Origin of the sequence: Bacillus sp. L381, from assembly GCF_030284525.1 — a bacterium.
Lineage (GTDB): Bacteria > Bacillota > Bacilli > Bacillales > Bacillaceae > Bacillus > Bacillus amyloliquefaciens.
The window spans coordinates 606,126-620,614 of record NZ_CP127224.1 but is presented as its reverse complement, the minus strand read 5'-3'; the positions used below and the strand labels follow the sequence as shown (position 1 = coordinate 620,614).

Here is a 14,489-nt window from a genome sequence, read left to right as displayed (position 1 = left end):
TCAGTTCTCGATTATAGTTTCAGTATAGTGCTTTTACGTATACTTATCTTGCAGCCCTTTGCTCCAGTTCAGACATCATCAGCTTATATTTTTTTTCAGTTAAAGGATAAAGAGAAATGAGAATAATAGACAGCAGAATGAACAATCCCGGAATGAGCGCATTCATATTTTTAATCGCATTCAATGACGATGCCGTCTGATCGGTATTCGCGGCATACCCGGCGATTCCGAGATAAACGGCCGAAAATGACCCGGCTAACGCGACTCCGAGCTTATTGATAAAGCTCATGCTCGATATCACCACGCCATCAGCCCGGACTCCGGTTTTCCATTCCGCATAATCAACACAATCGGCGACCATTCCCCAAGCGAGGGTATTCAAAGGCGTCGTGAAAAATCCAGAAACGAAAAGCCAAAAGAAAATAAGCGGAAGCGAAGAATACGATGTAAACTGAAGGCCCGCGTAAGAAATAAGCGATAGCGCCGCCGTGATCATCATGACTTGTTTTCTGCCCCGCTTCTCAGAAAAGAAAGGAATAAACAGATTGCTGATCAGCGCTGCCCCGAAAAACAACACGGTTCCTAAAAACACAAATTCCTTATGATTGACGTTATACGTAAAATAGTACACCATCGTGCTGAGTTTAATGTTAAACCCGATCGCAAACGCCAAAAATGAAGAAACCAAAATGAGCAAAGGCTTGTTTCGGAACAAAACAGATAATGTTTTTTTCATTCCTTGTTTTTTTCTTTTTTCAGGCTGAATCCGCTCCCGTACAGTAAAGAAACTGAACAGATTCAAAGCGATGCTCACCGCCGCATAGATAAGCGCCGTCATCTGGAATCCAAACGCCTGGTTTGTCCCGCCGATGGCATCCGCAAGCGGTGTCGCACAGGAGATCGATAACAGAATTCCGATATAAACCAAAATCATCCGGGTCGTCGTCAGCACCGTCCGTTCTTCCACGGAATTCGTCATCCGTCCCGTTAAGCTGTTGACCGGAATCGTCTGCATGCTAAAGGACATCCCAAGCAGAATATAGGTGATGTACGCATAGACCATGTTCCCCGTCTCGCCGAAATGAGGGGTCGTAAAACATAAGAACGTAAATAACGCAAAAGGAAACGCCACCCACAGCAAATACGGCCTTGCCTTTCCCCATCTTGTATTCGTCTTGTCTAAAATCACGCCCATAATCGGGTCAAAAATAGCGTCCAACACTCTTACGATCAGAAACAAAGCTGCTATCACCGCAGGCTTAATGCCGCCGACGTCTGTATAGTAGAATAATAAGTATGCGTTTACAAATTGAAAGATAATATTGTACGACATATCGCCGAATCCGTATCCGATCCGTTCAATCCAGGTCAGGCCGTGATGTTTCGTCTTTACTGCCGCCGCTTTTTCTGTTTCAATCATCATATCCCACCCCAAGAATCCGTTTTCATTTCCAGTAAACAAGAGGGAGAATGCAAAGATCCTCCCCATTCACTCAGCGATTTGGATACACCATCACTTTTAAGCATTCATTTTTAAATTGGAATGCCCGTTCCATCGCCTCTTGTGTCTGCTCCAGTGAATACTGATCCGTTACAAGATGCTTCGTGTCCACAATGCCGGAAGCGAGAAATTCAATTCCCTTCGGATACGTATTGGCATAACGGAAGATCCCGTATATATCAATCTCGTTATCTGCAATAAACGGCACATTGAGCGGGATTTCGTTCTGAGAAGGCAAACCGACAATCGCCAATTTTCCGCCCCGGCGCACGGAAGCCAGTGCGGATTGCAATGCCGCCGGATTCCCCGCTGTTTCCCAAGCAGCATCAACGCCTCTGCCATTTGTGATCGTTTTGATTTCTTCACCGGCATCCTGTTCCCGGATATTAATGACGTGCGTCGCTCCCATTTTCTTCGCGGCATCTAACCGCAGCGGCTCCAAGTCGGTCACAATGATTGTGCTTGCCCCGTATGCTTTCGCTGCCGCAACGGCCATTAACCCAACAGGGCCCATTCCCATGATCGCAATCGTTGCCCCGGGCTGAAGCTTCGTTCTCACGGCCGCATGAATGCCGACAGAAAACGGTTCAATCAAAGCCGCATCTTCATAGGAAAGAGAATCCGGAATCGAAAAAACAAAGTCCTGACGCATTTTGATATATTGGACAAACGCGCCGTCAACCGGCGGTGTCGCCAAAAACTGCACATCCGGACAAAGATTATAACGCCCTTCCTTGCACGCCTCACATCGTCCGCACGTAACACCAGGTTCGACAGCGACACGGTCTCCCACCTTGAATTGATCGACAGACGATCCGACCGCGGCAATTTCTCCCGCGCATTCATGACCGAGGATAAATGGTTTTTCCACTATATAATTGCCTATTCTGCCATTTGTATAGTAATGCAGATCCGATCCGCAAATTCCGACAGCCATCACCTTTATCAGCACTTCATCATGATTGATGTCAGGGACGGGCAATGTTTCGATTTTGATTTCTCTCGTGTTATGCATAACTGCCGCTTTCATGTTTTGAGGCACTTTGTGAGTCATTTGGCAAATTCCTTTCTCTGCTCTGAAATGTAAGTGCATACATTTTTGTTTTCTCTGTTACTGCCACCATTTTAACTTCTTTTCAAGACGTTCAACAGCCTTTCCTGCTGTATAAAAGGACAGCCGCACTGTACTTTTTATTTTTTCATATACAAAAAACACTGAATTGATAAAATAGTACTAATAGGAGGTGCAGGCTAAATGGCTGAACTAGAAAACCGGATACAATTTGCAGAACTGCTGGCACCTGCTGTCAAATCGCTGAAACTTCATCCTGATTACAAAGTCAAAAGGACAAAAAACGTAAAAGCAGGACAGACTTATATAGACAAAATTGCACTCAGATTAGGCGTTTCCTCTAACACGATCAAAAGCTGGATCGGACAGATGGGCGCAAACTATATCCCCGGACGAATGGACGACGGAAAACTGTTCGGAATGATCTGGATCATTATAGAAAAGACTGACATGGGTCCTGAATGGCTGACCGGCCTTCTGGAAACCACCACCATTCCCGTCATCAAACCCGCATTGCCCGTTTGGACAGCGTCCTGTCTAAAAAAAGCAAAAATACTCCGGAAAGACGGATCATTCGGAGCGCCGAGTGATGAAGATGTTGAAAAGGCAGTGAAGCGGCTGTTTCAGGACAGCCCCGGCATTGAAACGAATGCGCTTACAGAACAGCCCGTCACACATAACCTGCCGTCACGCCGGACCGGGAACTTTATCGGCCGCGGCTTTGACATGGAAGCGATCCGGCAATGGATGCTGTCTCCGTCACCGGTCTGTTTAATCACCGGCTGGGCGGGCATGGGAAAAACGACAACCGCTCTTGAAGCGGCCTATTCGTGTATCGGAGGTTCTTCAGATTGGCCGGCATTCAGCAGCATCATCTGGATCAGCGCTGACTGGAAAGGATTGAGCTTCAGCGATTTTTTAAACACGATCGCCTATCAGCTCGGACGCACCGAACAAATCGACAAATCAATCAACGAGAAACGATTCGTCGTCCGCAATGCATTAGCCGCTCATTCAAACGAAAAACCAGTACTGCTGATCATTGACAGCATCGATATGGCGGAGCGTGACATTCATGAATTTATCCTCGGTCTTCCGCAAGGCGTAAAAGTCCTCCTTACGGCACGGGAAAACGTAAAACAAACATACCGGGACGGCCTCGGAGAAATGGCGGCCATCCAGCTGAGCGGCCTTGAGCAAACGGATGCCCTTGAATTTTTTCAGCAAGAAGTGCACCGCTGTCTGCAAACATGCAACCTCCCGCAAAAACGGGAAAAGCTGGAACAGCTGTTGCAGCTATCGCCTGTCCTTAAGAATGAATTCATCTCGGCAGCCGCCGGCAACCCGAAGGCGATGGCACTCAGCATCGCTTACATGTCGGACGACGACATCCCCGCTCCGCAGCTCATTCAAGAACTTAAACAAGCGGGCTACTCATTATTGGAATTGTTTGAGGTTCTCTTTGGCCGCACATGGGACAGATGTCATGAAGACACACGGAAACTCTGGCAGACGCTTTGCTTTTTCGCTAAGCCCCCTGATGAGAAAAGTTTAGCGGCAGCGGCCGGATTAGACGCCCGCCGTTTTCATTTCGCTATTGAACAAATGCGGTCATATGCCCTGATTCAGCCGGAACGAAACGAAGGAAGAACACAGTACTCAGCGCATCAAACAGTTGTTGCTTACGGAGAACAGCACTTATCCGAACATCATGATTTTGAAAAAGAAGCCCGCAGCCGCTGGGCGCATTATTATATTGATTATGCGGAAACCCATATAAAACGGGAACAGCCCAATTCTGTCTATTGGAGCTATCTGCTGGGACGGAATTTAGAGCAAATGAAAAAGGAATGGCCGAATATCCTAAAGGTCATCGAATGGTCAAGCGAAACCGGACAACATGAAATCCTGATCGAACTCATCACCCGTATCAGTCATTTTTTTAGCAGAATCAACCTGCCCCTGCGAATCGAATACGGATTAAAAGCCGCCGATGCCGCCCGTCAATCAGGCGAACACACGCGGGAAGCATACTTTCGGATCGACACGGCAGGCTGGGCGCTGATGGAAGTCAATGATTTAGACGGAGCTTTGCAGCAGGTAGAAGCCGGACTGAAGATTCTTGAACAATCAGGCGGGTCGGATCACGACTTGAAAGTATGGGGGCTCGCCCTTCAATCGAGGCTGCTGTTAAAAACCGGAGACCCGGAAAAAGCGGCAGCAATGCTGGACGACATCAAAGATCAGCCCGTCTCCCCCATTATCCGGCACAGGGTTCTTCTGGTCCGCGGCGACCTGAGTTTCGCCCGTTCTCACTACGAAGAAGCCATCACTTTATACGAAGCGGCAAACACAACCAGCGCCGCATACGGCGGCGAAAAAACGATAGAAGCCTATTTCAATTTGGGCATGGCTTACGTGAAGTGTGATCAGCTCGAAAAAGCGGAAAAAGCCTTTGAACAAATGCTCTATGACAAACATAACGCCAATCAAGTTGAGCTGATCTATTACTATTACGGAATGGCACAGCTGATGTACCGAAAAGGAGAAAAACGGAAAGCAATGGAATCGAATCAGAAGGCAATTCGTCTGATTGATTCGTGGGAGCCTGGGATTGGGATTCGGGGAGAGGTGGAAGAACTGGCAATGGTGATTAAAGAAAACGACTAGTACTCTGTCTGCAATCTGACTCAGTTTCTTTATTAATAAATAGAAAAGGCCAACTCAAGTCGCAGTTGGCCTTTAAGGTCTACAGATGTACTGAACCAGGTTTTCACGTATGTATTCTTTCTCGTATAAAGGAAAGCGTATCATTTGCCAGCTTTTTGCGACAAAGAACAATACCGGAATGACCACAATTGTAGAGGTATCTTGTGGGTTTCCCCCAGCTTTCCCATAAGTAATCTGCATCTTTTAAGTCAATATATTGATCGTGCTTAGCAGAAATCAGCAGTATGTTATCTTTATTAACTTTCGGCAAGGCTTGACTAGGATCTGTGATATCCCAATATTTTATTAAATCTTCATAGGCCACACCATTTTGTTCTAATTCTTTTCTTATGTATTTACCTGGGGTTGTATTCCATATCGAATAAGAAAGGCGATTGGCATAAAAGATTGATACCACTACATCAATTTGAGAATCTAAGGTAGCAATTAGATTAGTAACCCATCCCCCTAAGCTTACTCCCACTATGATAACAGGGCCTTTTTTATTTGCTTTTATCCAGTGAATTAACGCACGTAAATCTACAATAGCCTGTCTTGTCGACTCAACTGTACGATCAATATTTGCACTAATCATCAACTCGCCACTATACAGTGAACTTTCCGGTTCTCTTTCGAAATGGTATGGAAGAGAATAATAATACATGTTCCAACCTAAATCGTTCATTATACGATTGTGAAATATTTTTTTGATCCTATTGTACGAATCCATGCGCCAGCCGTGTACAAAGATGACATTGGGTTGATCTATATCATTTTCATTTAAAAAAACCTCCCCTTTTAAAGTATCATTAACGAGATTCCCCGTTCGAATTAAGGATTCATAACGAAATGTTCCAACCCTATAATTTTTTTTAGATTCATTCAAATCAATTGAAACATCAGCTATATTCGCACTGTAAAATTCCTCTCTATCATCTATGTCGGCTGTAAAAGCAGCAGAAAAATGTTTATCTTTGCTTCTTTTTCTATGTAAATCATATAAAGCCAAACGATCTATCATTTTTGAGAAATGCACTATTACGTCCTCCTTGATAATCATAAAAAACTAATATCAGAGTTGATTATTGGATTGTCTGTCTTCATAGAGTCGGGACGGATGTTATCAAGAATCTAACTCCATCAACAGTGAATTTTTGGGGGTCGGATATCATTTCTATTGCTTTAACATAAAAGACTAGTTTCTAATCTCAAGGAAAAAATTGTCTTTTAGCAGCTAAAAAAAGCAGCACAAATAGACATTTTAAAAGGATTTCTCTTTGACAGTGCTTTCCTTGGGGAAACCGTCTAAGAGAGTTGGTGACACTATTTATTTAGATAACTGTAGCTTTTTTTGTCGTATGAGAGGATACCAATATAGTCTTCTGTCTACAATAGAGAGAGAGGTAACAGAGGTTTGGACAAATAATTTTCAAACCCTTTTTATTATCATAACAGAAATGCAGTTTACTGAAGTTATCGTAAGGCGTTGTCAAAGAAGACGTAAACAGGTACCTGAGCCGGTGGAATTTTGTATTTTGGTCAATTGAATAGTTCAAATCGGGATTATCAAAACTATTGAAAAATCGATATAGAATAATGCTGAAAAAATCAAACTACAAAAGACAAAAAAAAGAAGCTTCTCACAAGTTCGGTGAACTTATGAGAAGCCTCGAAAATTTATAGATGGCATCCAAGAGGGCATCAAAAATGACGTCCGTTGCCGACAAACCCTTGTAAATCAAGGGTTTTTTGTCGGTTTTACATCATGCCGCCCATACCGCCCATGCCGCCCATGTCAGGCATTCCTGCGCCGCCGGCATTTTCTTCTGGTTTGTCAGCAACAACCGCTTCAGTTGTTAGGAGCATTGCTGCTACAGAAGCTGCGTTTTGAAGTGCAGAACGTGTAACTTTTGTCGGGTCAACGATACCTTTTTCGATCATGTTTACCCATTCGCCAGTTGCAGCGTTGAAGCCTACGCCGATTTCTTCGTTTTTCAGGCGCTCAACGATGACAGATCCTTCAAGACCCGCGTTGTGCGCGATTTGACGGATTGGCTCTTCAAGCGCGCGAAGCACGATGTTGATACCTGTTTGCGCATCGCCTTCAGCTTCAACTGCAGCGACTTTGTTATATACGTTGACAAGCGCTGTACCACCGCCGGATACGATGCCTTCTTCAACAGCTGCGCGAGTTGAGTTGAGGGCGTCTTCGATGCGAAGTTTACGCTCTTTCAGCTCAGTTTCAGTCGCAGCGCCGACTTTGATGACAGCTACGCCGCCGGCAAGTTTCGCAAGACGCTCTTGTAATTTTTCTCTGTCGAATTCAGAAGTTGTTTCTTCCACTTGAGCGCGGATTTGGTTGACGCGTGCAGCGATTTTTTCAGTATCGCCGGCGCCTTCTACGATTGTTGTGTTTTCTTTCGTTACCACAACTTTAGAAGCGCGTCCCAATTGTCCGATTTCAGTAGATTTCAGGTCAAGACCTAAATCTTCTGTGATTACTTCTCCGCCAGTAAGAACAGAGATGTCTTCAAGCATTGCTTTACGGCGGTCACCGAAGCCAGGAGCTTTAACGGCAACAGCGTTGAATGTGCCGCGAAGTTTGTTGACAACGAGTGTAGCAAGAGCTTCACCTTCAACATCTTCAGCGATCAGAAGCAATGGTTTTCCTTGCTGTACAACTTGCTCAAGCACAGGAAGGATTTCTTGAATGTTTGTGATTTTTTTGTCTGTGATTAAGATGTAAGGATTATCAAGAACCGCTTCCATCTTATCAGAGTCAGTCACCATGTAAGGAGACGCATATCCGCGGTCGAATTGCATACCTTCAACAACTTCAAGCTCAGTTGTGAAGCCTTTAGACTCTTCGATTGTGATAACGCCGTCGTTACCTACGCGCTCCATTGCTTCAGCGATAAGGCTTCCGACTTCCTCATCAGCAGCAGAGATCGCAGCAACCTGAGCGATAGACTCTTTGCCTTCGATCGGCTTAGAAATTTCTTTTAAGTTTTCGATTGCCACGGTTACGGCTTGTTCCATACCTTTACGCACGCCGACAGGATTAGCTCCCGCAGTTACGTTTTTAAGGCCTTCGCGGATCATAGCTTGCGCAAGCACAGTCGCAGTCGTCGTACCGTCACCGGCAACGTCGTTTGTTTTGCTGGCTACTTCAGCTACAAGCTTCGCACCCATGTTTTCAAACGCATCTTCAAGTTCAATTTCTTTTGCGATTGTCACACCGTCATTTGTAATTAACGGAGAACCGAATTTTTTCTCCAGAACCACGTTGCGTCCTTTTGGCCCTAAAGTTACTTTTACAGCGTCAGCAAGCGCATCGACACCGCGAAGCATAGCGCGGCGTGCTTCTTCACTAAACTTAATATCTTTTGCCATGTTAACGAAACCTCCTCGAATTTTTAAAAGTATTTATTTGCTTAGCCGATTACAGCTAAAATGTCGCTTTCACGTAAGATTAAGTATTCAGCACCTTCGTATTTCACTTCAGTACCGGCGTATTTTGAGAAGATAATGCGGTCGCCCTCTTTTACTTCTAAAGCAACGCGCTCTCCGCTTTCCAACACGCGACCTGAACCAGCTGCCACGATTTTGCCTTCTTGCGGCTTTTCTTTTGCAGAATCCGGTAATACGATTCCGCTGGCAGTTTTTTCTTCAGATTCTACGAGTTCAATGACAACGCGATCACCTAATGGCTTTAACAATGAAATAACCTCCTCAATAGTATGAATATGTAATTTTAGCACTCAGCTCTAAAGAGTGCTAACACATTTATTATAATAAAGAATCTCACTTCCAATTTCAAGTCATAAGAATAAAAAATTTTCACGCTTACATGATTCTCTCTTACACCGATTTTCTCCTTTTTTCACGTCAAGTTCACTTGTGTTACAATAAGAACAAATAAGTTGATTTTATAGGATAAAGGAGTACATATCATTTGAGAAAACAGTATTGGTATATCATTTTGACATATGTTATCATGCAGCTTTCTGCATTGATCGGCATTCCTTTAATGTACAGATTCGGCTATGCGGGCGGGCAGCCTACGAATGCGAATCTCACCATGGCTCAGGGGATTTATTCCGTCGTAAGCTTTTTTATCTGCCTGATTATCGTTCTCCTGATTTTGAGAACCGCGCCGAAGCAGACATTAAGAAATGGGAAGAAAGCATCCGCCGGCATGTCCATTCTTTGGGCGGTCGCGGGAATATGGCTCGCTTTATTTTCTCAGGGAATCGCCGGGATGATTGAGCAGTATGTCTTTCACGTGAACAGCGGTTCGGAAAACACGAAAGCCATTCTCAACATTATTAAAGCCATGCCGCTCATGATTATCGTTTCTTCTATCGTCGGTCCGATTCTCGAAGAAATCATTTTCCGGAAGATCATCTTCGGCGTATTATATGAAAAAACGAATTTCTTTATCGCCGGACTGATCAGTTCCGTCGTTTTCGGCATTGTGCACCAGGACCTCACACACCTGCTGCTTTACACGGCTATGGGCTTTACCTTTGCGTTCTTGTATGTGCAGACGAAACGGATTATTGTGCCGATATTCGCTCATGTCATGATGAATACCATTGTCGTGGTCATGCAGCTCGGCCCCGCCCAAAAATATATTGAACAGCATAGTGAGCAAATGCAATTAATTATTGGAGGATTGTTTGTATGAGGAACCCAATGACTTGGGGCTTGATTTATTTCGCAGTCGGCTGTATCTTTACGTATTTGGCCGCAAGCTCGCCGGGAAGCATGTGGTCTTTTTATTCCATATTGCTGATGGTTTTCGCCGCTTATAATATCAGCATCTCGTTTAAAATGTTCGCTTTCTCATTTAAAGTGAAGAAAAATCAAAAATAAAAGAAAAAGCCATTTCTCATCATTGAGAAATGGCTTTTTTTATGCTGATACATCCTGGTCAGATTCGCTGCTGCCGGTCTGCCTTTTCCGATACGCCGCTTTTGAGATAAGAATACTGATCTCGTATAAAATGCAAAGCGGAATCGTAATCATCAAGTGAGACAGCAGCTCAGGCGGCGCAATCATCGCGGCGATCACAAGCAGCACAAAATACGCGTACTTCCTGATTTTCGATAAAAACATCGGCGTTATAACACCGAGCCTCGTCAAAAACATGATCAGCACCGGCATCTGAAACAGCAGCCCGAACGGAATCGTCAGCTGCAGCAGAAAATGAAAGTACTCGCTGATTCCGATCACCTGATTGACATCCAAGTCATTCGAAACCCGCTTCATAAAATCAACGACCAGCGGAAATAAAATATAATAAGAAAATGACACACCGCTGACAAACAGCACGATTGAAATCGGAATATAGCTGAGTGTTACTTTGCGCTCCTTCTCATACAGCCCCGGACTGACAAACGCCCAAATCTGATATAGAATAATCGGCGAAGTCAAAATGATGCCGATAATAAACGCGAACTGCAAAAAGATAAACAGCGGATCCGTCAGGTTAAAAGCATTAAGGGTGAGCTCTTTTACTTCATCGGCTTTTTGAAGATACACAATGATAGGTTTTGCCAGAAAAAAGCCGGCAATAAAGAAAACCGTAAAGGATAACGCCACAATCAGCAATCGTTTCCGAAGTTCGGCAATATGCTCCACAAGCGTCATTTGATTCACTCTCATACGTGTCATCCTATCTTACTGTTCTTCTTTCTTTTTTTCCTCTTCTTCACCGGCTAATCCTTTAGTAGCGTTCTTAAATTCACGAAGCGTGTCCCCCGCAGCTTTTCCTAATTCGGGAAGCTTCTTCGGACCGAAAATAATCACCGCCACCACACCGATAACCGCCAGGCTTCCAGGACCGATCATGTGCAGCTCCTCCTTTCGTTATTCAATTTCTTCCAAAACAGAATAATGCTTTAAGAAATAAACCAATGATTGAAGCTCTACAGCTAAATCTATATGATGAATTCGAATGTGATCCGGCACATTCAAACGGGCCGGCGTAAAGTTAAGGATTCCCTTGATTCCGAGCGCCACGAGCCGGTCGGTGATTGACTGGGCGGCAACCGCCGGAACGGTGAGAATCGCCACGGGTTCATCCTTAATGTGAAGCTCTAAATCATCAAGATCAAAGACAGGCACACCGCCTACCTCAGTTCCTATTTTACTCTGATTCACATCAAAAGCCATAGATATTTTTGTGTTATTATTTTTTGTGAAATTATAGTGAAGAAACGCCGTCCCTAAATTCCCGACACCGATCAAAATGACGTTCGTCGTTTCATCCTGATCCAGTGTTTTTCTGAAAAATGACAGCAGGTAATCCACATTATAGCCGTATCCTTTTTTGCCGAGCGCCCCGAAATAGGAAAAATCCCGGCGGATCGTGGCCGAATCGACTTTTACCGCATCGCTCAGTTCGGCTGAGGAAACACGCTGCTTTCCTGACGCGTGTAAATTCTTTAAAAAGCGATAATAAAGCGGCAGCCTTTTTGCCGTCGCCTGCGGAATTTTTGATTGATCCTTGTTCATGATTGGTCCTCCACTTTATACTCAGATGCATCTCTTTTAAAATCACCGTTTTTGCCGCCCGTTTTTTCCATGAGGCAGGTCGGGCCGATGACCATTCCTTTATCCAGCGCCTTGCACATGTCATAAACGGTCAATGCGCAGACTGAAGCGGAAGTTAGCGCTTCCATTTCCACACCTGTACTCCCTTTCGTTTTTACGCTTGCCTGTATATGAAGAACGGCTTCGGAATCCTTTTCCTCCCAGCCGAATGAAATGTCTACGCTGCTTAAAGAAAGCGGGTGGCACATCGGGATAATCGCTGACGTCTGCTTTGCAGCCATAATTCCTGCCACCTGTGCGACAGCCAGCACGTCTCCTTTTCCGATCTCCCGGTTTTTGATTCTGCTGTACACGTCATGCTTCATGTGTACGCTGGATATCGCAGCGGCAGTACGGACTGTTGAAGATTTATCGCTTATATCCACCATGCGGGCACGGCCTTCTTCATTAAAATGAGAAAATCCATTCATATTTAAACTCTCCTTACTTCTGATCATACACTATTTTCTCCCTGATGTCTTATCCTATAATGTTCCAATTCTGATGTATTGTTTGCTGACAGCAGGTTGATAAGCTACACTTAACTTATTATAACAGAGGTGAAATAATATGATGATCTTACAAATTAATCAGCTATCCAAATCTTTTGGCGCTGATCCTATTTTAAACAATATAAAGCTTGAAGTCAGATCCCGGGATCGCATCGCCATTGTAGGCAGAAACGGCGCCGGCAAATCAACTCTCCTTAAAATTATCGCAGGTCACCTTTCATATGAAAAGGGTGAATTAATCAAACCGAAAGAATTAACGATGGGATACCTTGCCCAGCACACAGGCATGGAATCTCAGCTTACCATAAAAGAAGAATTGCTGAGTGTTTTTGATTTCCTGAAAGCAATGGAAAAAGAAATGCGCTCTATTGAAGAAAAGATGGCCACTGCCGCCCCGGCGGAGCTTGAGACGCTGATGAAAACCTATGACAGGCTTCAGCAGGACTTCAAGAATAAAGGCGGCTATCAATATGAAGCGGATGTCCGGTCTGTCCTTCACGGCCTCGGCTTCGGCAAATTTGACGATTCCGTGAAAGTACAAAGCTTGAGCGGCGGTCAGAAAACAAGACTTGCGCTTGGAAAGCTGCTTTTGACCCAGCCTGATCTGCTTATTTTGGATGAACCGACGAACCATCTCGACATCGACACGCTCACATGGCTTGAGCATTATTTACAGGGATATTCAGGCGCCATCCTGATCGTCTCCCACGACAGATACTTTCTTGATAAAGTGGTCAGCCAAGTGTACGAGGTCTCACGGACAGAAAGCAAAAAATACCTCGGCAACTACAGCGCCTATTTAGAGCAAAAAGCCGAGCAGTACGAGAAAGACCTGAAGCTGTATGAAAAACAGCAGGACGAAATCGCCAAGCTTCAAGATTTTGTCGACCGCAATCTGGCCAGAGCATCAACAACAAAAAGAGCCCAGAGCAGACGAAAACAGCTTGAACGGATGGACGTCATGGCAAAGCCGCTCGGTGATGAAAAATCAGCGGCCTTCCGTTTTGAAATTACAAAACAGAGCGGCAACGACGTGCTTCGCGTACAGGATGTCTCCATCAGCTACGACGGCCAGCCTCCGCTCTTGAAAAACCTGACCTTCGGCGTTACAAGAGGCGAAAGCGCCGCCCTTGTCGGACCCAACGGAATCGGCAAGTCAACCTTGCTGAAAACCATTATGAACATGCTCAGTCCGGAATCCGGGTCGATCTCGTACGGTTCCAATGTCACAATCGGCTATTACGATCAGGAGCAGGCTGAACTGACCTCGTCCAAACGCGTTTTGGACGAGCTATGGGATGAATATCCGGACATGCCGGAAAAAGAGATCAGAACATGCCTCGGCAACTTTCTGTTCAGCGGAGACGATGTCCTGAAACCGGTCCGTTCTTTAAGCGGCGGTGAGAAAGCAAGAGTCGCGCTTGCCAAGCTGATGCTTCAAAAAGCAAACTTTCTCATCCTTGATGAACCGACAAACCACCTTGACCTGGACAGTAAAGAAGTGCTGGAAAACGCCCTGATCGACTATCCGGGCACACTGTTATTTGTATCGCATGACCGCTACTTTATTAACAGGATCGCCACAAGGGTGCTGGAGTTGTCTCCGGATCATGCAGAAGAATATTTGGGTGACTATGACTATTACACCGAGAAAAAAGCCCAGCAGCTGGAACTGGAAGAAATGAAGCGGCAGGAAAAAGAGCAAGCACAGCCTGCCGGCAAGGTCAAACAAGACACGAAAAGAACATATGAAGAAGAAAAAGAATGGAAGAAGAAAGAACGTCAGCGCCTGAGACGCATTGAAGAAATCGAAGCGGCCGTCTCATCCGCCGAAGAGAAAATCAGCGCCAATGAGGAGCTGCTGTGCGACCCTGAGGTGTATCAGGATCATGAAAAGGTACAGACCATTCACGCTGAGAACGAGGCACTGAATCAAGAGCTGGAACAATTACTAGCGGAATGGGAAGAACTCTCATCAGAAGAATAGTAAAAGTCAAGCACCTCTTTAAGGGGTGCTTTTTTATCCACAGCTTTCTTCCTTGTCAGCCATTTAAGTAAGCGCTTTATACACACTATCCACAAAATTTTCTGACTT

At 45.0% G+C, this 14,489-nt stretch carries 13 protein-coding genes and 1 pseudogene; 4 read left to right on the top strand and 10 right to left on the bottom strand.

From position 1 onward, the window contains the following. Positions 1-43 precede the first annotated feature (43 nt). Together QRX25_RS03040 and gutB are read right to left on the bottom strand one after the other, a co-directional pair. Complete coding sequence (locus QRX25_RS03040; RefSeq protein WP_212101631.1) at positions 44-1,420, bottom strand: MFS transporter; 1,377 nt, start codon at positions 1,418-1,420, stop codon at positions 44-46. Between the two features lie 73 nt (positions 1,421-1,493). Then, positions 1,494-2,555 carry a sorbitol/xylitol/iditol dehydrogenase GutB gene (gene gutB, locus QRX25_RS03035; protein WP_212100503.1) on the bottom strand — a complete coding sequence of 354 codons (1,062 nt, stop codon included), beginning with the start codon at positions 2,553-2,555 and terminating at the stop codon, positions 1,494-1,496. Positions 2,556-2,756: 201 nt separating this feature from the next. Between gutB and QRX25_RS03030 the strand changes: the two genes are divergently transcribed. Continuing rightward, the gene (locus tag QRX25_RS03030; RefSeq protein WP_212100500.1) at positions 2,757-5,243 is read left to right on the top strand and encodes a tetratricopeptide repeat protein; all 2,487 of its coding nucleotides are present in this window, start codon (positions 2,757-2,759) and stop codon (positions 5,241-5,243) included. Positions 5,244-5,346: 103 nt separating this feature from the next. Here the strand turns inward: QRX25_RS03030 and QRX25_RS03025 are convergent, their stop codons facing one another. The 4 genes and pseudogenes from QRX25_RS03025 to groES form a co-directional block, all read right to left on the bottom strand. Then, complete coding sequence (locus QRX25_RS03025) at positions 5,347-5,946, bottom strand: alpha/beta hydrolase family protein (RefSeq protein WP_249199319.1); 600 nt, start codon at positions 5,944-5,946, stop codon at positions 5,347-5,349. A 210-nt stretch (positions 5,947-6,156) separates the two neighbouring features. After that, a pseudogene (locus QRX25_RS03020) lies at positions 6,157-6,454 on the bottom strand (hypothetical protein); the annotation flags it as partial. Positions 6,455-7,040: 586 nt separating this feature from the next. Continuing rightward, complete coding sequence (groL, locus tag QRX25_RS03015; protein ID WP_013351186.1) at positions 7,041-8,675, bottom strand: chaperonin GroEL; 1,635 nt, start codon at positions 8,673-8,675, stop codon at positions 7,041-7,043. A 41-nt stretch (positions 8,676-8,716) separates the two neighbouring features. Beyond that, positions 8,717-9,001, bottom strand: coding sequence for a co-chaperone GroES (groES, locus tag QRX25_RS03010; RefSeq protein ID WP_013351185.1), 285 nt, complete (start codon positions 8,999-9,001; stop codon positions 8,717-8,719). A 236-nt stretch (positions 9,002-9,237) separates the two neighbouring features. Between groES and QRX25_RS03005 the strand changes: the two genes are divergently transcribed. After that, positions 9,238-9,972, top strand: coding sequence for a CPBP family intramembrane glutamic endopeptidase (locus QRX25_RS03005; RefSeq protein WP_115998124.1), 735 nt, complete (start codon positions 9,238-9,240; stop codon positions 9,970-9,972). Beyond that, positions 9,969-10,160 (top strand): YdiK family protein, encoded by a 192-nt coding sequence (locus tag QRX25_RS03000; RefSeq protein WP_003155975.1) that lies wholly within the window; start codon positions 9,969-9,971, stop codon positions 10,158-10,160. Before QRX25_RS03005 ends, QRX25_RS03000 begins: the two co-directional genes overlap by 4 nt. Positions 10,161-10,199: 39 nt before the next feature. Here the strand turns inward: QRX25_RS03000 and tatC are convergent, their stop codons facing one another. Genes tatC through moaC form a run of 4 tightly spaced genes read right to left on the bottom strand, consistent with a single transcriptional unit; the run spans position 10,200 to position 12,313 of the window. Then, positions 10,200-10,961, bottom strand: coding sequence for a twin-arginine translocase subunit TatC (gene tatC, locus QRX25_RS02995; RefSeq protein ID WP_088612253.1), 762 nt, complete (start codon positions 10,959-10,961; stop codon positions 10,200-10,202). A 6-nt stretch (positions 10,962-10,967) separates the two neighbouring features. After that, positions 10,968-11,138, bottom strand: coding sequence for a sec-independent protein translocase protein TatAY (gene tatAY, locus QRX25_RS02990; RefSeq protein WP_003155981.1), 171 nt, complete (start codon positions 11,136-11,138; stop codon positions 10,968-10,970). An 18-nt stretch (positions 11,139-11,156) separates the two neighbouring features. Next, on the bottom strand, positions 11,157-11,804 hold the full coding sequence (locus tag QRX25_RS02985) for a redox-sensing transcriptional repressor Rex (RefSeq protein ID WP_013351182.1): 648 nt from the start codon (positions 11,802-11,804) through the stop codon (positions 11,157-11,159). Continuing rightward, positions 11,801-12,313 (bottom strand): cyclic pyranopterin monophosphate synthase MoaC, encoded by a 513-nt coding sequence (gene moaC / locus QRX25_RS02980; protein WP_003155986.1) that lies wholly within the window; start codon positions 12,311-12,313, stop codon positions 11,801-11,803. Before moaC ends, QRX25_RS02985 begins: the two co-directional genes overlap by 4 nt. Before the next feature lie 139 nt (positions 12,314-12,452). Here moaC and QRX25_RS02975 point away from each other — a divergent pair, with 139 nt between their 5' ends. Next, positions 12,453-14,381, top strand: coding sequence for an ABC-F family ATP-binding cassette domain-containing protein (locus tag QRX25_RS02975; RefSeq protein ID WP_065980836.1), 1,929 nt, complete (start codon positions 12,453-12,455; stop codon positions 14,379-14,381). Positions 14,382-14,489: the final 108 nt, after the last annotated feature.

Coding starts and splice junctions, on each gene's coding strand:
- QRX25_RS03040 (WP_212101631.1), bottom strand. CDS start 1,420: ATGATTGAAACAGAAAAAGCGGCGGCAGTAAAGACGAAACATCACGGC.
- gutB (WP_212100503.1), bottom strand. CDS start 2,555: ATGACTCACAAAGTGCCTCAAAACATGAAAGCGGCAGTTATGCATAAC.
- QRX25_RS03030 (WP_212100500.1), top strand. CDS start 2,757: ATGGCTGAACTAGAAAACCGGATACAATTTGCAGAACTGCTGGCACCT.
- QRX25_RS03025 (WP_249199319.1), bottom strand. CDS start 5,946: ATGTATTATTATTCTCTTCCATACCATTTCGAAAGAGAACCGGAAAGT.
- groL (WP_013351186.1), bottom strand. CDS start 8,675: ATGGCAAAAGATATTAAGTTTAGTGAAGAAGCACGCCGCGCTATGCTT.
- QRX25_RS03000 (WP_003155975.1), top strand. CDS start 9,969: ATGAGGAACCCAATGACTTGGGGCTTGATTTATTTCGCAGTCGGCTGT.
- tatC (WP_088612253.1), bottom strand. CDS start 10,961: ATGACACGTATGAGAGTGAATCAAATGACGCTTGTGGAGCATATTGCC.
- tatAY (WP_003155981.1), bottom strand. CDS start 11,138: ATGATCGGTCCTGGAAGCCTGGCGGTTATCGGTGTGGTGGCGGTGATT.
- QRX25_RS02985 (WP_013351182.1), bottom strand. CDS start 11,804: ATGAACAAGGATCAATCAAAAATTCCGCAGGCGACGGCAAAAAGGCTG.
- moaC (WP_003155986.1), bottom strand. CDS start 12,313: ATGAATGGATTTTCTCATTTTAATGAAGAAGGCCGTGCCCGCATGGTG.
- QRX25_RS02975 (WP_065980836.1), top strand. CDS start 12,453: ATGATGATCTTACAAATTAATCAGCTATCCAAATCTTTTGGCGCTGAT.